Source organism: Sphingobacterium sp. B29, from assembly GCF_001952815.1.
In the GTDB taxonomy this organism is placed as follows: Bacteria; Bacteroidota; Bacteroidia; order Sphingobacteriales; family Sphingobacteriaceae; genus Sphingobacterium; species Sphingobacterium siyangense.
The window spans coordinates 907150-923959 of sequence record NZ_CP019158.1 but is presented as its reverse complement, the minus strand read 5'-3'; the positions used below and the strand labels follow the sequence as shown (position 1 = coordinate 923959).

The 16810-nt window shown below is 38.0% G+C and carries 16 protein-coding genes and 1 riboswitch; of the genes, 7 read left to right on the top strand and 9 right to left on the bottom strand.

Annotated elements, in window-relative coordinates; genetic code table 11:
* Nucleotides 1-28 precede the first annotated feature (28 nt).
* The 5 genes from pdhA to BV902_RS03855 form a co-directional block, all read right to left on the bottom strand.
* Nucleotides 29-1024, bottom strand: coding sequence for a pyruvate dehydrogenase (acetyl-transferring) E1 component subunit alpha (gene pdhA / locus BV902_RS03875; protein WP_046674850.1), 996 nt, complete (start codon nucleotides 1022-1024; stop codon nucleotides 29-31).
* A 243-nt stretch (nucleotides 1025-1267) separates the two neighbouring features.
* Nucleotides 1268-2650, bottom strand: coding sequence for a histidine--tRNA ligase (gene hisS / locus BV902_RS03870; protein ID WP_075990858.1), 1383 nt, complete (start codon nucleotides 2648-2650; stop codon nucleotides 1268-1270).
* 24 nt (nucleotides 2651-2674) lie between these two features.
* Nucleotides 2675-3415 (bottom strand): ribonuclease III, encoded by a 741-nt coding sequence (rnc, locus tag BV902_RS03865; RefSeq protein ID WP_075990857.1) that lies wholly within the window; start codon nucleotides 3413-3415, stop codon nucleotides 2675-2677.
* Nucleotides 3416-3499: 84 nt separating this feature from the next.
* On the bottom strand, nucleotides 3500-4753 hold the full coding sequence (fabF, locus tag BV902_RS03860) for a beta-ketoacyl-ACP synthase II (RefSeq protein WP_046674847.1): 1254 nt from the start codon (nucleotides 4751-4753) through the stop codon (nucleotides 3500-3502).
* Nucleotides 4754-4780: 27 nt separating this feature from the next.
* Nucleotides 4781-5017, bottom strand: coding sequence for an acyl carrier protein (locus BV902_RS03855; RefSeq protein ID WP_028070665.1), 237 nt, complete (start codon nucleotides 5015-5017; stop codon nucleotides 4781-4783).
* Between the two features lie 287 nt (nucleotides 5018-5304).
* Between BV902_RS03855 and BV902_RS03850 the strand changes: the two genes are divergently transcribed.
* Together BV902_RS03850 and pyk are read left to right on the top strand one after the other, a co-directional pair.
* Nucleotides 5305-5799 (top strand): IPExxxVDY family protein, encoded by a 495-nt coding sequence (locus tag BV902_RS03850; RefSeq protein ID WP_236590175.1) that lies wholly within the window; start codon nucleotides 5305-5307, stop codon nucleotides 5797-5799.
* Nucleotides 5800-5933: 134 nt separating this feature from the next.
* On the top strand, nucleotides 5934-7361 hold the full coding sequence (pyk, locus tag BV902_RS03845) for a pyruvate kinase (protein ID WP_075990855.1): 1428 nt from the start codon (nucleotides 5934-5936) through the stop codon (nucleotides 7359-7361).
* Between the two features lie 48 nt (nucleotides 7362-7409).
* On the opposite strand, the gene BV902_RS03840 is transcribed toward pyk, so the two are convergent.
* A complete protein-coding gene (locus BV902_RS03840; protein WP_075990854.1) occupies nucleotides 7410-7739 on the bottom strand; it encodes a hypothetical protein in 330 nt (109 codons plus the stop codon).
* A gap of 379 nt (nucleotides 7740-8118) precedes the next feature.
* On the opposite strand from BV902_RS03840, the gene BV902_RS03835 reads away from it, so the two are divergent.
* The 3 genes from BV902_RS03835 (at nucleotide 8119) to metE (ending at nucleotide 13424) form a co-directional block, all read left to right on the top strand.
* The gene (locus BV902_RS03835; protein ID WP_075990853.1) at nucleotides 8119-9951 is read left to right on the top strand and encodes a sensor histidine kinase; all 1833 of its coding nucleotides are present in this window, start codon (nucleotides 8119-8121) and stop codon (nucleotides 9949-9951) included.
* 102 nt (nucleotides 9952-10053) lie between these two features.
* A complete protein-coding gene (locus BV902_RS03830) occupies nucleotides 10054-10743 on the top strand; it encodes a response regulator transcription factor (protein WP_172840643.1) in 690 nt (229 codons plus the stop codon).
* A 186-nt stretch (nucleotides 10744-10929) separates the two neighbouring features.
* Nucleotides 10930-11033: riboswitch (SAM riboswitch) on the top strand.
* 78 nt (nucleotides 11034-11111) lie between these two features.
* Nucleotides 11112-13424, top strand: coding sequence for a 5-methyltetrahydropteroyltriglutamate--homocysteine S-methyltransferase (metE, locus tag BV902_RS03825; protein WP_075990852.1), 2313 nt, complete (start codon nucleotides 11112-11114; stop codon nucleotides 13422-13424).
* Between the two features lie 100 nt (nucleotides 13425-13524).
* On the opposite strand, the gene BV902_RS03820 is transcribed toward metE, so the two are convergent.
* Complete coding sequence (locus BV902_RS03820) at nucleotides 13525-14055, bottom strand: hypothetical protein (protein ID WP_075994615.1); 531 nt, start codon at nucleotides 14053-14055, stop codon at nucleotides 13525-13527.
* Nucleotides 14056-14476: 421 nt separating this feature from the next.
* Here BV902_RS03820 and BV902_RS03815 point away from each other — a divergent pair, with 421 nt between their 5' ends.
* Nucleotides 14477-15067 (top strand): helix-turn-helix domain-containing protein, encoded by a 591-nt coding sequence (locus BV902_RS03815; RefSeq protein WP_075990851.1) that lies wholly within the window; start codon nucleotides 14477-14479, stop codon nucleotides 15065-15067.
* 31 nt (nucleotides 15068-15098) lie between these two features.
* On the opposite strand, the gene BV902_RS03810 is transcribed toward BV902_RS03815, so the two are convergent.
* The gene (locus BV902_RS03810) at nucleotides 15099-15464 is read right to left on the bottom strand and encodes a hypothetical protein (RefSeq protein ID WP_075990850.1); all 366 of its coding nucleotides are present in this window, start codon (nucleotides 15462-15464) and stop codon (nucleotides 15099-15101) included.
* 174 nt (nucleotides 15465-15638) lie between these two features.
* Here BV902_RS03810 and BV902_RS03805 point away from each other — a divergent pair, with 174 nt between their 5' ends.
* Nucleotides 15639-16034, top strand: a complete 396-nt coding sequence (locus BV902_RS03805) for a single-stranded DNA-binding protein (RefSeq protein WP_075990849.1) — start codon at nucleotides 15639-15641, stop codon at nucleotides 16032-16034.
* A gap of 53 nt (nucleotides 16035-16087) precedes the next feature.
* On the opposite strand, the gene BV902_RS03800 is transcribed toward BV902_RS03805, so the two are convergent.
* Nucleotides 16088-16495 (bottom strand): hypothetical protein, encoded by a 408-nt coding sequence (locus BV902_RS03800; protein WP_075990848.1) that lies wholly within the window; start codon nucleotides 16493-16495, stop codon nucleotides 16088-16090.
* Nucleotides 16496-16810 lie beyond the last annotated feature (315 nt).

The window sequence follows — 16810 nt, the reverse complement described above, 5'->3', positions numbered from 1 at the left end:
CTTTATTATATTATCAAGTTAAAGAGTATTAATCTAAAATAAATGGATAGTCTTGTTGTACATATACATCTTTGTACAATTCATCTGCAGTTGGATAAGGAGATTCCTCTGCAAATTTCACCGACTCCTCAACGACCTTTTTCACATCAGCCTCAACTTCTGCAAACCAAGCGTCATCTGCATAGTTGTTTTCTAAAATAGCATGTTTAGTCGACAACAATGGGTCACGGTCTTTATACGCTTCTAGTTCTTCTTTCGTACGATATTTAGCTGGATCAGACATTGAGTGTCCTTTGTAACGGTATGTACGAATTTCTAGGAATGTTGGACCTTCACCTGCACGAGCACGTTGAACAGCTTCGTCCATCGCATTGTGTACAGCAACAACATCCATTCCATCAACCGGAGCAGAAGGCATATCGAAACCTAAGCCCATTTTGTAAATATCCTGCATGTTCGTTGTACGTTGTACAGAAGTACCCATTGCATAACCGTTGTTTTCACACACGAAGATAACAGGGAGTTTCCACAACATCGCCATGTTCAATGTCTCATTGAATGCACCTTGACGCACAGCTCCATCACCCATATAACAGATATTTACATTATCTGTACCAAGATATTTTTCAGCAAATGCGATACCAGCACCTAAAGGAATCTGACCACCAACAATACCATGGCCACCCATGAATTTGTGTTCTTTGGAGAAGAAGTGCATAGAACCTCCCTTACCTTTTGAACAACCCGTGATCTTTCCATATAATTCAGCCATACAAGCATTTGCAGAAACGCCTTTAGCCAAAGCGTGGGCGTGATCACGATAAGCAGTGATTAAAGAATCTTCCGGTTTGATTACTGACATCGTTCCAGCGACTACAGCCTCTTGTCCTATGTACAAGTGACAGAAACCACGAATCTTTTGCTGTCCGTAAAGTTGACCTGCTTTTTCTTCAAACTTACGCATAAGTAACATAGACTTATACCACTCCAAATATGTCTCTTTTGTTATAGGTGTTGAACTCATTTCAAAGTTTTGATTTTCTTACTATTCTAGACTACAAATCTAATAATTTTGGACGAATTTCCTTGCCCAAAAATCAATTTTATTTATACTTTAAGACACTTCTAAGACATTTGATTTAAAGTATATAGCATTTGATTACAAATAAATGAACGGCACAATCAAATAAATCAAAAACTTATGAAAATAAAAAAGCCAAAGGACTTAATAATCATTTGGCTTAATCTATTTTATGCAAACTGTTTGCTATCGAAGTTTTTGTATCAGCTCACTTTCAGTTACCTTTACCTGTTCCCCGCTTTCCATGTCCTTTAATGACAATTGCCCTGAAGTAGCCTCTTCGTCACCCACTAATAATACGTAGGGGATTCCTTTCCCATCCGCATAACCCATTTGTTTCTTCAATTTTACAGGAGAAGCATAGAGTTCCGAAGCGATATTTTCCTTCCGAAGCTTATTGAGTAAATTCAGGGTGTAACTTTCCAGTTGTTTATCAAAATTTATAATCAGGAGTTTGGTAGAATCGGCCTTACCGATAGGAAATAAGTCCAGCTCTTCCAACACATCATAGATACGATCCGCACCAAAGGAAACACCGACTCCGGTCAGCCCCTTCAGACCAAACATACCCGTGAGATCATCGTAGCGACCACCGCCACCGATACTTCCCATGGCAACCTCATTCGTCTTGACCTCAAAAATACAACCTGTATAATAATTGAGGCCTCGAGCCAATGTAATATCCAGATCTATGATTTGATTAAGCAATTTTTCTTCAGCACCTAATTTGCCGACATAGTCAAACACTTCCTCAATCTCAGCGATACCATTTAAACCGACAGCAGAAGTTGCTAAAATCGTTTTTAAGGAAGACAGTTTCTCATCATTCGAGCCTTCCAATAAAATTATAGGTTTCAAAATGGCAAGATCTGCCTCGGTGAAACCTCTTTCCAACAACTCTTTGTTGACACCTTCTAACCCGATTTTATCCAATTTATCGATCGCGACGGTCATATCCACAATCAGTTCCGGTTTTCCGATGATTTCAGCAATACCTGAAAGAATTTTCCGGTTGTTGATTTTGATATTAAAATCTTTCAGTCCAAAACGTTCGAAGGCTTCTTGATAAATCAAAATAAACTCAGCTTCATTCAATAGACTTTCTGACCCGACCACGTCGACATCACATTGATAAAACTCACGGTATCTTCCGCGCTGCGGACGATCTGCACGCCACACAGGTTGCACCTGAAAACGCTTAAATGGTAAGGTAATATCATTTTGGTGCATCACAACATAGCGTGCAAACGGCACCGTAAGATCATATCTTAATGCTTTCTCTGATATATGAGGAATGAGCTTATTGGAATTTTTATCGTGAAGCAGGTTATCTGGCGCTTTCGCCAAGTAATCACCCGAATTAAGAATCTTAAAGATCAATTTATCACCCTCGTCACCGTATTTACCGGTAAGGGTTGTCAAATTTTCAAATGAAGGGGTCTGTATTTCATTATAGCCATATTTTCTGAATACCGTTTTCAGTGTATCGAAAATATAGTTACGTTTGATCATTTCGGAAGGCGAAAAATCACGCGTTCCCTTTGCCAAAGAAGGTTTTACTACTGCCATATTTGGCAAAGTTAACAAAATCCTTTATTCTACTTCCAGAATTTTAAGGAATTCACAGGCTTTTTCCGCAGCAGATTTCTCTGCTGATTTCTTATTAAAATCACGGCCAAGTCCACAAACAACGCCATCAACGACCGCCTCAATACTAAACATTTTAGAAGACTCCCCTTCTGGGTTGTCTGTTTGCCGAAATACGATCTCTTTGCCCGTATGTTGACACCACTCAATCAATCGACTCTTAAAGTTTGTTTCCGTCTGTTCCAATAGATGAATATCGACGTGCGGTTTAATAATTCGATTCAACAAAAAGCTCTTTGTAAAAACATAGCCCCTATCCAGATAGACTGCCCCTACCAATGCCTCAAAAGCATCACCCAATAAGGATCCCTGTTTATTCGGAAAACTGATCATTCGCGCATCAAACTGGATAAGCTCATTAAAACCCAACTTTCTGGAAAGTTGATTTAGGTTCGCTCTACTGACAATTTTTGAGCGCATTTCAGTCAGGAACCCTTCATCTTTATAAGGATACTTCTTAAATAACAGCTCAGCCACAACCGAACCCAAAACAGCATCACCCAAGAATTCTAAACGTTCGTTGCTATTCTTTGCGCCCTCTTTAATTGTAACGGCAACAGACTTGTGTCTAAAAGCCATCTTGTACAGATGTACATTTCCGGGGACAAATCCAAGCAGGTTTTTTAGTTTTCTAACGTATTCCCGATCTGGCGAAAAATATAATTTATATATCCTTGCAAAAGGCATCTCTTCTAAAAATAAGGCGACAAGTCCTAGTTAAAGAACCTGTCGCTAGCTCATATTATCAAACCATGTTTGAAGGATCAAACATTAAGCTTTATATTTTTTCACAATAACAGTAGCATTGTGGCCACCGAAACCGAATGTGTTGCTCAACGCCGCATTAACTATACGTTTTTGCGCTTTGTTGAATGTAAAATTCAAGTTATTATCAATTTCCGGATCGTCTGTAAAGTGATTGATTGTCGGAGGGACAATATCATTTTGAACAGCCAATATAGAAGCGATAGTTTCTATAGCTCCTGCAGCACCCAAAAGGTGCCCTGTCATTGATTTAGTTGAACTGATATTCAATTTATAGGCGTGTTCACCAAACAGGTCAACAATAGCCTTCGTTTCACTAATATCACCGACCGGTGTAGAAGTCCCATGAACATTGATATAATCAATATCTGAAAAATCCATCTCTGCATCATTTACAGCCATTGTCATAGCCAGTTTTGCGCCCAATCCTTCAGGATGCGATGCTGTGATATGATGCGCATCAGCACTCATTCCACCCCCTGCAATCTCTGCATAGATTTTTGCTCCACGTGCTAAGGCATGCTCCAAACTTTCTAAGATCAAGGCACCTGAACCCTCTCCCGAAACAAAACCATCTCTATCTTTATCAAAAGGACGTGAGGCTGTTTTAGGGTCGTCATTTCTGGTTGACAAAGCATGCATAGCATTGAACCCTCCAATTCCAGCCTCATTGACTGTAGCTTCTGATCCACCCGTAACAATCACATCAGCTTTGCCCATACGAATATAGTTAAAAGCATCTATCATTGCATTGGTAGCCGAGGCACAAGCCGATACGGCAGAAAAGTTAGGGCCACGAAGACCATGACGCATTGAAATATGTCCTGGAGCAATATCAACGAGCATCTTAGGAATGAAGAAAGGATTGAAACGAGGTGTTCCATCTCCTTTTGCAAAGTTTGCAACTTCTTCAGTGAAAGTTGTTAACCCCCCTATTCCTGAGCCCCAAATTACTCCGATACGATTTGTATCTAATTTTTCAAAATCTAAGCCAGCATCTTTAATTGCCTCATCTGTTGACGCAATTGCATACTGGACAAAAGGATCGACTTTACGAGCTTCCTTACGATCCATAAATTCATGCGGATCAAACCCCTTTACCTCACATGCAAACTGAGTCTTGAATTTTGACGCATCAAAATGCGTAATAGGAGCAGCTCCGCTTACACCATTTATTAACGCCTCCCAGTAAGCTGAGACGGTATTTCCAATTGGTGTAAGGGCGCCTAATCCTGTTACTACTACTCTTTTAAGCTCCATTTATTACGATTAGCCTAATTAAATTAGTTAGTTAACGTTTTTTTCTAAATAAGCGATTGCTTGACCAACAGTACCAATAGTCTCTGCTTGATCATCAGGAATAGCAACGTTGAATTCTTTTTCAAACTCCATGATCAACTCAACAGTGTCAAGTGAATCAGCACCTAAATCATTAGTGAATGAAGCTTCTGGTGTTACTTCGTTTTCGTCAACACCTAATTTTTCAACGATAATTGCTTTTACTCTTGAAGCGATATCTGACATGATTTTATAGTTTAATTGTTTAATAAATCTGTGCAAAGAAAAATAAATTTCATCAAAATTCAAACCTAAATTGATATTTAGATGAAAGTCACCACGTTAGGCGACCGAACTTATTCGCGTCTTATACTAGCTAACCCACTCTATATTAACTTAGTTCAAGTATAACAAAAAATATTTTGTATTCCAAACGCTCAGCTAATTAACTCAAATTTTACACAAAAAGTATATTCCAACCTTAAATTTATTAGTACCTTCGTTAGCAGAGGAGCATATATTTAAGCATTAAAGTGGTCAATAAGTTAGTAGCAAGATTAGATATGGATATGGACGAAGAGTTGGATTTTACCCTACTCGCCATCACCTGTCCTCTGAAAGATTACCGACTCTGCCATTTTATCAACAAGGAGACTAATCTGAATTTTTCCAGAGGAAAAGAAAGTAAATACGACCATGATGGTCGACAAAAAAACAAACCCGAAGAAGAACTTGAATATCATATTATCTTTGACACAAAGAAAAAAATAAGCTACCACTTCACTGCTTTTCATTACCTTATCCCCGATGCTGATACGGAATATTTTCTTATCAACAATAAGAGCATCGAAGGAACTTATTTAATTCCCGAAAACCCCCACTTTGATTTTTTTATCATTATCAAAAACTACATCTGTGAGGATGACGTGGAACATATTATCAAAAGGATCAGCAAATTACCCGAAGTCGTCATTGCAAAAGAAATATCGCCAAAAATATTGAAATCTAAAGAAAATCTCATATTTTAGCAAACTGTAGGTTAGTGTAGCAAATACACCCCAGTTTAGATCTAAATTAATTCGATTTAGTTTTGACAAAACACAACAATATAGTTAGCTATTTGTTGTGATTAATGAAGAACATTTAAAATACAAAATAACAGATGGAAAAAGTTCAAAAAAGGACTAAAATTGTCGCAACATTAGGCCCTGCCTCGGCAGACAAACAAGTTTTGACCAACATGATTGCCAAAGGGGTTGATGTGTGCCGGTTGAATTTCTCTCATGGCAGCCAGGAAGATCACCTTAAGGTAATCGAAACTATAAATGCAATAAATAATGAAACAGGATTCAATGTTGCCATCTTAGCCGATTTACAAGGTCCAAAAATTAGGATCGGAAAAATGAAAGAAGGTGGCGCTGTTCTCGTGAATGGTTCAAAAGTTGAAATCACAACACACGAACTTATCGGAGACGAAAACAGAATCTACATTACATACGAAAACTTTCCTAACGATGTTGAAGCCAACGAAATCATTTTACTTGATGACGGAAAACTTCAACTTCGTGTTTTAGAGACCAATCATAAAGACACTGTTACCTGTGAAGTTGTACACGGAGGTGTCCTTACTTCACGTAAAGGCGTTAACTTACCAAATACTAAAGTATCGATCCCTTCGTTGACCGAAGAAGATTTAGACAACTTGAATTTTGCCTTGGATCATGGTGCAGACTGGATCGCTATGTCTTTCGTCCGTTCGGCAGAAGATATTTTTCAATGTAAAAAAATCATTGAGGCAAAAGGAAGCCATGCACGTGTAATCGCAAAAGTTGAAAAACCAGAAGCGATTGAAAATATTGATGCAATTATCGAAGCTACAGATGCTGTTATGGTTGCTCGTGGAGATTTGGGTGTTGAGCTTCCAATGGAAGAGGTACCAGGACTTCAAAAGATCATCGTACAGAAATGTAGAGATCTTTCAAAACCAGTGATCATTGCGACACAGATGTTGGAAAGTATGATCACTACACCACGTCCTACACGTGCTGAAGTAAATGACGTAGCCAACTCCGTATTGGATGGAGCGGATGCTGTGATGTTAAGTGGCGAGACTTCAGTCGGTGAATTCCCTGAAATCGTTATCGAAACAATGAGCAAAATCATTATCCACGTGGAACAAACTTCTTATCCTTATTATAATGAGAAAGTTAGTGAAATCCACGACGGAACACTTATTCCGGATGCGATTTGCGCTTCTTCGGTTTACCTTGCTCAAAAAACAAATGCATCTGCAATTGCGGTATTGACATCATCTGGTGCAACAGCGTTTGAAATTACAAGTTATAGACCAAATGTAGATATCTTAGTTTTCACAGGAACACAAAAATTGCTGAAACAACTCAGCCTACTTTGGGGAGTAAAAACTTTTATCTACGACAAGTTCGAAAGCACGGATGGATCTATCCATGATGTTAACAAATTTATTGTAAAAAATAACTACGTTAAACCTGGATCTATCATTATCAATACAGCTTCGACACCGTTAATCGAAAAAGGCAAAACAAATACAATCCGTGTTTCCCAGCTATAATGGACAATAAGGATTAAAGCAAAAAAAAATAGCGTTCTAGATAGAACGCTATTTTTTTTGCTTGTTTGGATACAAGGAGTCGATTTTTAATTTAAAGTCCTTCACCTTTAGCGAATCATTCAAGCGGCTAAAAGGAAGATTGTTTTCTTTCTCATCACCTTTGGGCATTTTTTCCGTTCCCGGCATTGGGGCTAGACCGTCCACACGATTTGGCTTCTTAATGGGCATATGATACTTTTCATCTGAAGAATCCAATTTAAAGACAGGCATCTTTGATTCTTTTTCCTCCATCAAAGGAATCTGCGGCTTTACCTTTACCTGCCCCAAAGCAATCGTGCCTAGCGAAGATAATACCAATAATAATACGTAGCTTTTCATTTTTATATAGTTGTTAAAGAGTATTTGCACTCATTTTCACCAATGAACACGTTATACTCGGCTTATTCACTTCTACAGCAGCAGACTCAACTGCGTAGATTTAATTTATCAATAGGCCAATTCAGCATATAATTTATTTCTATTCACTAATTTACAAACAACAGCACCTATATTTAAACAGATTGCTGTTAAACATTGTTAAAACAGCTTCAAAACACATTAGCATCTTTATATTTGTAACAATTTAAGAAAATATGAGCTACCGGACCTTAAATGGCCACTCACATGGTATAAGGGATGGATACGCAAAAGGTAAATAAACTGAGTGCTATAAACTTTGTGATATATTCAAAATACATTTATTTAACACCCAACCCTAATGAAGAAAAATAGCATTGTATTAATCATTGGACTGATGTCTCTAGCTCTAATTGGGGTATTGGCTATGCAATTCTATTTTCTGAGAGATTCATATCGTCAAAAATCCCAATTATTTGATGAGTCCGTCAATGCTGCGATTACAGCTGTTGCCGGAAAGCTTGAACGACGGGAGGTGGTCGACTTTGCTAAAGTTCAACAGGAACGTAACATTGAAAAATCCAAGCAGGAACAGGCCAAACAACGTCTGTTGGCCGAGCAACTCGAAATACAGTATAGAATTGAAGAATTAAAAAACAAACAACATGTTGTTTTCTCAAACTTTAAAGAGCAAGAAGACCAATTGCGTGCTTTATACCCAAATGTAATTGAAATCAAAAATTCTTTTTACGAAACATACATCAAAAGACCGGAATACCAGAAATTTATCAAATTTTCTGTTTCAAATGAGCTTACCGACGATAATCTGGTACAAGCTTTTATCATGTTAAATGCGTCCAAAGTAGATGATCAGGTGAATGGGAAAGATGACAGCACGCGGTTTGTTATCCCACTAATGGACCCATTGGTCAATCAACAGACAAAATTCAGGGTAGCCACCTTACCTCCGAGAGAGAATGCAAAACTTGCAAAAACCATCTCTGATTTGGAAAAAAGGCTCGATGTGCTAAACAGAAAGAATTCTTGGTCCGGTTTCAACGTTTACGACTCCGTTGCTATGCTCGGTGGTAAAAAGGCAGATTACATCGAAGATGTTGCTATTGGAATGGAGCTAGCAAAGCGTCCGTTAAAGGATCGGTTGAATGTCATCATTGTCCAGGAACTGATCAAAGATGAGTTGGCTCAACGCGATATTAAAGCTCCTTTTAATATTGAAATATGGAGTACAAACAATATATTACTAAATAATATTTTAAACGAAGCCGCTCTAAATAACCCGACAAATACAACAAAATACTCGACCGCACTTTTTAAAGGTGATATCGGTGCTGCGCCAGGGAAATTAACAATCTATTTTCCCAATAAAAAGGCGATAATCGCAGATAATATGGGCTATCTGTTACTACCTATGCTGGCACTACTTTTCTTGTTGGTGGGTTGTTTTGCTTATACACTGATTATCATCTTCAGACAAAAGAAAGTTTCGGAAATGAAAACAGATTTCATCAACAACATGACGCATGAGTTTAAAACACCTGTTGCAACAATTATGATTGCCAGCGAGTCACTTAAAGATCCAGACATCAATGCCGACCATAAGCGCGTTCAGAAATTGGCTAATATCATCTACGACGAAAATGTTAGACTCGGAAATCACATCGAACGTGTGCTTGACCTAGCCCGATTGGAAAAGGAAACATTAAAGTTAGACCAGGTGGATGTGCATATTAATGATCTTGTCTCAGCAGTTACCGACAGTATGCAGTTAAGGATGCAAAATATCGGCGGAAAATTTTCCATAGATCTAGCGGCGGCGAAAGATGTTGTTGTTGGTGACGAGCTGCATTTTTCAAATGTATTTTATAATCTACTGGATAATGCAATTAAGTACAACAAAGGAGATCTGCATGTGAATATTCAATCCAAAAATGTTGGTGATACCATTGTTATCACCATTGCCGACAACGGTATTGGGATGAGTCGGGATCACCTGCAAAAGATTTTCGACCAGTTCTACCGTATTCCAACTGGAAATGTTCATAATGTCAAAGGATTTGGTCTTGGCTTAAGTTATGTCCAGGACATCCTGAGAAGGCTGAACGGAAAAATTACAGTTAAAAGTGAAAAAGATAAGGGCACGACCTTTGAAGTAATTTTGCCTATTAAAAAATAAAACGTTCCTTTTTTGTATATTTCCTCTTTAAAAAATTTCAAAGGTTGAGGAAAGCTGATTTATCAGCATCAAGGGACATTGGTGAAAATTAATATAATCATTATGCAAAAGATATTATTAGCAGAAGATGATCCTAATTTGGGGGATCTTTTAAAAGACTATCTCGAATTAAAGGGAAAATTTGACGTCACATTATGCACAGATGGAGATGAAGCGATTTCTCAATTCAAAAAAAATAACTACGACCTCTGTATTTTCGATGTCATGATGCCAAAAAAGGACGGATTTACAGTTGGACGTGAAATCAGAAAAACAAACAATACTGTTCCTATTATCTTTGCCACAGCAAAGGGGATGATGGAAGATAAAACCGAAGCCTTTGAATTAGGGGGAGATGATTATATCACAAAGCCTTTTCGAGTGGAGGAATTATTGCTCCGCATCAATGCTTTGCTGAAACGCAGTGTTCGAGACAAAGAAGAGGAAGTGGTTGCTGATAAATTTGAAATTGGTGATTATTTCTTTGATTATACAAGTCAGCAAATTTCTTACAAAGGACAGATGCAAAAACTATCCACCAAAGAAGCGGAACTACTACGCTTGCTTTGTTTAAAGAAAAATGATGTGCTGACCCGGGAAGAAGCTTTATTAAAAATATGGCATGATGACAACTACTTTACAGGTAGAAGTATGGATGTATTTCTCAGTAAACTTCGTAAATATCTAAAAGAAGATAGTAAAGTTGAAATTGTCAATGTGCACGGAAAAGGTTACAAACTTTTGGTGAGCTAAAAGAATGGGGAATGAGAAACAGTCATTCCCCATTTTTTATGCTACACGGCGTATTGAAACATGGCATACACTAAATCATGGATGAAAAGAAAAGAACAAAACAATTTTATCCTTAGTAGAATATAAAAAATTGACGCACTTTTATAAAAAATTTGCATTTCAAAAAGAAATGTTCTAACTTAGCGTCGCTTATAGAGAAAGGCAGAGGGAATAGACCCGATGAAGCCTTAGCAACCTGTCCCTTGACAAGGTGCTAAATTCTACCCTACTTGATATGGGAATGATAAGCCGAAGTCACCGAATTCTAGTGTGTCCTTCTCTCTCTAGCAAGAAATATAGTTGAAAAAGAAATATTAAAAACATTCATTATGTTATTGACTAACAATTTAGGTTACCCTCGTGTGGGCGCGTTCCGCGAATTGAAAAAAGCCAATGAGGCCTATTGGGCTAAAAAATCTTCTGTTGAGGAATTATTGGACACAGCAAAAAAAATTCGTGAAGGCAATTGGAAAACACAAAAAGATGCTGGAATAGATTTGATCCCTTCCAATGATTTCTCTTTTTACGATCAAGTATTGGATTTAACCCTTACTGTTGGTGCAATTCCTGCTCGTTACCATTCTTTATTGAATAAAGTAGACAACAATTACAGCTTAGATCTATATTTTGCCATGGCGCGTGGTTTCCAACAAGAAGGAATCGACGTGACTGCAATGGAAATGACCAAGTGGTTGGATACCAACTACCACTATATGGTGCCAGAATTCACAAAAGATCAAGAATTCAAATTGACGTCCGAAAAGTTCTTAAATGAATATAACGAAGCAAAATCATTGGGCATCGATACTAAACCAGTTCTATTAGGTCCTATCACTTACCTTTTGATCGGTAAAGAAAAAGAAGCTGGCTTCGACCGCATCGATTTATTGGATAAACTTGTTCCAGTATATGAGCAAATATTAGCTAAACTAGCTGAGGCCGGTGCGCAATATGTTCAGATTGACGAGCCTTTCTTAGCATTGGATTTAGATGCTAAAGTAAAAGCTTTATATCAACCCACTTTCGAAAAATTAGCTGCAGCTGCAAAAAATATCAAATTAATCGCGACGACTTACTTCGAAGCTTTAAAAGATAACGAAGATATCGCAGTTAACCTACCTATCCATGCTTTACATTTGGATTTGGTACGCGGTGAAAACCAATTGGATACGGTACTAGCTAAAGTTCCTGCTTCATTAACATTATCTTTGGGTATTGTTGAAGGCCGTAACATCTGGAAAAATGATTACGAAAAATCATTGGTTAAAATCAAACAAGCTGTTGATGCATTAGGAAAAGACCGTGTTTGGGTAGCTCCTTCTTCATCATTGTTGCACGTTCCTTTTGACTTAGACAATGAACACAATGAGCAATCGCTACCAGCTGAAGTAAAAAACTGGTTAGCATTTGCTAAACAAAAATTAGCTGAGGTAAAAGACTTAGCCGTATTAGCAGAAGGTGAAGTTGATGCTGAAACAGCAAAACGCTTCGAAGCGAACAAAGCTGCAGCTGAAAGCCGTCGTACTTCTCCACTGATCCACAAACCAGAGGTTAAAACACGTACAAGCAATATCACTGATGACGATGCGAAACGTACTTCAGCATTTGCTGACCGTAAAGCAGCGCAACAAGCGAAGTTCAACTTGCCAGCATTCCCTACGACAACAATCGGTTCTTTCCCACAAACAAAAGATGTGCGTAAATGGAGAGCTGATCTGAAAAAGGGATCGATCACACAGGAAGAGTACGATAAAGCAATTGCTGAAGAAACTGAAAATACAATCCGTCTTCAAGAGCAACTGGATATCGATGTATTGGTTCACGGTGAGTTCGAACGTAATGACATGGTTGAATACTTCGGTGAGCAACTAGCTGGATATGCATTTACACAAAACGGTTGGGTACAATCCTATGGTTCACGTTGTGTAAAACCTCCGATTATCTATGGTGATGTATACCGTCCTGAAGATATGACTGTCCGTTGGTCTTCATACGCTCAATCATTGACTAACCGTCCGGTTAAAGGTATGTTGACTGGTCCGGTTACCATCTTACAATGGTCTTTCGTACGTAATGACCAACCGCGTTCAACAACGACTTACCAAATTGCATTGGCGATCTTAGACGAAGTACAAGCGTTGGAAAAAGCAGGTATCAAAATTATACAAATCGATGAACCAGCAATCCGTGAAGGATTACCGCTACGTAAAGCTGATCAAAAAGATTACTTGAACTGGGCAGTACGTGCTTTCCGTGTTTCTTCATCAAATGTAGAAGACGATACACAGATTCACACACACATGTGTTACTCTGAGTTCAATAATGTAATCGAAGATATCGCTGCAATGGATGCTGACGTCATCACAATTGAGACTTCACGTTCTCAAATGAAATTGTTGAATGCTTTCGCTGGTGATTTCAAATATCCAAACGATATTGGTCCAGGTGTTTATGACATTCACTCACCACGTGTTCCAAGCAAAGATGAGATGGTAGATCTATTGCGTAAAGCAAAAGCAGTAGTTCCAGCAGAACAACTTTGGGTTAACCCTGACTGTGGTTTGAAAACTCGTGCTTGGCCAGAAACCAAAGCGGCTTTAGAGTCGATGGTTGAGGCTGCGAAAATCTTAAGAGCAGAATAATTCTTAAACTATATTGATAAAGCCCTAGATGAAATTTCATCTAGGGCTTCTTTATTGGACCTTGGTTCAAAACAAAAACCGTCATTCGGATAATGTGAGACTATTTTCGAGTGTTCTTCCTTTCTTTCTTGTTTTCCTTTTCTTTCCCGTTCTTAATTTCCTGTTTCCCCTTAATCCGATCTTCAATCGACTTCAGGCTTGACGAAAAATCAAGATCAACATTCTCAAGTTGTGCCATTTTTAACGCCTTCAATGCCTTTTTGTATTTTCTCAATTTTTCAAATAAAAGTGCTTTCTTGATCCATATCCCTGTCAAGGGCATCGCCGGAAGTGTCAAAGCAAATTTAATCGTCTTTTTTGCAGCTTCATACTCCCCCATATCAATCAGTGTCTGAATGAAATAAGGATATACCTCCAGTGCCTGCACATTATGCACCAAAGCTTCCTGGAAATACCTTTTTGCCTGCTCATAGTCCAATAGCTGTTCGGCATGAACTCTTCCCATCAAACACAGCGCCATTGTATTGGACTCATCATAAGACAGCGCATAGGATAAGGATTCCATGGTCTCCTCCAAATACATTGGATAGTTATCCAGTGCCTGAAGGACATATTTATTTACTGAATTCATAAAATTTTCTAAAACATAACATTCATATCCAGCTTTCACAATCATCTTGAAAGTAACTGGATTTCTAAAACTCCATAATAAGCTAAGCATATTGGAACCGTGGGCCACCATTTAGAGAGCCAATTTTTAGCCAATATCAACGTAGGTTACTTAACGTATTAAAAAAGAAGATTAGGAAAGGGCCGTATTCCGAAGAATATTCCCGAGAATCTTCTCTGTGGACGAAGCGGGATTTTCTAATATTGCAAACATATTCTTCCGTTTTTATTAATTACTCTGTTAAATTGCAAAGATTCAAAATATTTACCAAATTCCCAAAACTTTTGATTATTAATCTGTTATATCTTAAAGCACGATATTGGCATATTATTGTCGCATCAATTTTGCTGAAATTCAATGACTATTTCCCCATCTTTAGACTATGGAAAGTCAATCAGCTAATCAATTAATCAAACTATCAAGAAAACGTAAGGGACTAACGCAGCAGGAACTCGCCGATCAGGCGGGTGTATCGCTAAGAACAGTGCAACGCATCGAAAAAGGCACTGAAGAAATCAGTGGATTTAGTCTCAAACAGATCAGTCAAATCTTGGAAATACCTTTAGAACAACTCATTATGCCAAATGTAAATCAAATCAGTATCGACAACAATCAAACAGGAAGTATTAAAGCGCTATATTTAGCATCGCTCACCTTTTTGGTCAATCCATTATTAGGATTATTGGTCCCAGCGATTATGGGCTATACGAAGCAAAATAAAGACGCCTTATACAGTAAGCACCTAAAAAAAATAATTGTAATACATGCTGTTGGACTATTTTTTCTCGGAAGTTTCATAGGCTATATTATTATTGCAGATTTTTTTAAGATTTCACTACCGTCTTTTTTAAGCGATATCTTTAATAGCGCCTATTTTTTACTCATCCCAGTATGCTACTACATATTGATTCTAACCTTCACTATTTTTAATTATATCACAATAAGGAAGGCCAAGCTCAGTGCTGCAAACTAAACCAATACAAATGAATTTGTTGCGTTCAAAATCATAGCGGTTTCTTTTGAACGATCAATACCCAGTCATTCTCCAGCAACAGATAGCCTGTTTCATAAATAAAGTTATAGGTCTGTCCCTTGTTATTGGAAAAAGTATGTGTATGGAACTTAAAATCAAATCCCAACCGCTTTAACTTTTCCCGCTGTATCTTGACCATACCCTCCCCACTCAACGCTTCCAATAAAATACGACGGTTTTTTCGTAGGATATTATTCACATTGCGCACCATATTGGTCTGGTCGCTATTTAATTTATTGTTATAGGCGTTCCGGCAAGCATCATCACAAAATCGCTTGTCAGAACGACCATATATACCCTTGCCACATTCAAGGCAAACTTTCTCGACAGAACTCATAACGGAAGATTAAACGACAACAAACGGTTACAATCGACTATAGTCGAATACAAATGGTAAATAGACGACTATAGTCTTTTCTCCGCCCCACCTTTGCTTAAGATCATCTGGCATCAATAGCCAATGACCGTCAACTAAAATAAGAATTATTAAAAACATTTAAAAATTAGACGCATGAGCACATTACGCAACAAAGTACAATTGGTTGGTCATTTAGGAAACGATCCATTAATCAAAACAACTTCCACCGGCACCAATTATTCCGTATTACGTCTCGCCACCAATGATCTCTTCAAGAACAAAGCCGGCGAGTGGGTTGAAGAAGTTCAATGGCATACACTCGTGGTTTGGGGTAATCAAAACAATACCATTGAAAAGAAATGCCAACGTGGGACCAAACTCATGGTTGAGGGCAAACTCACCTATCGTAATTATGAGAATGCAGATGGGGTAAAACAATATGTCACAGAAATTAAAGTAGATAATTTCTTGGTTTTATCAGAGTCAAACGGTGCCAAAGAAGACAGCCCAACACTTCCGGACGAAAATGAAGATGACCTCCCCTTCTAGTAGGGTCGGCGAGGTAGATTTTTCAAGCCTCTACCTCGTCGATTGTTCACAACTTATTTTGTTAGGCTTGCTGTCAACGCTCTTCCTAGGTTCTCAGCATAAGCCTTCCATAATTTGGCATCTTCCGGTGTAAACTTAGAAACAGCTTCAGTTTCTTTGGTCGCCCATTCCTGACGCTTGGACGCAAGCTCCTTGAGCTTAACAACATCGCCACTCTTGGCAACAGCGATAAATTCCTTAATATATTTTGTGTAATCCTCCGCCAATTTTTGTGTCTCAACAGAACTAAATTTAGGTATTGGCACTTCGCCGCCTCTATTTTCCAACAGCGTTTTGGCCGTATCTTTTTTTATGTCAATAGCGGCAGTCGTATCTTTTACTTCGACTTTTTTAGTCGTGGAATTATTACAGGAAATAACATAAAATCCAGCAATTAATGCTAATAAGGTTACTTTCTTCATCTATTTAAATTTAGTTTTTTATCCATGGTAATTTAGCCGTTTATGCATGTTGTACTGAAACTAAATAAATCACACTACTTTTAGCGGATCAACAAGTTCATCATTATCTATCTTACTTATAAGATTACCGATTTATAACATTACCATCCTTGAGATTCATTCTTACCCATAAAAGCCAACTCGCTGTTGATGATACATTATCGTACTATCCAGATGTTGACTCCTGATCTTGGATCGAATCCTGCACAAATTTCCATTTTTATTGTGAGATAACAGCTTAGAATAAGCTCTCATGAACCAAAAACGTGAATCACC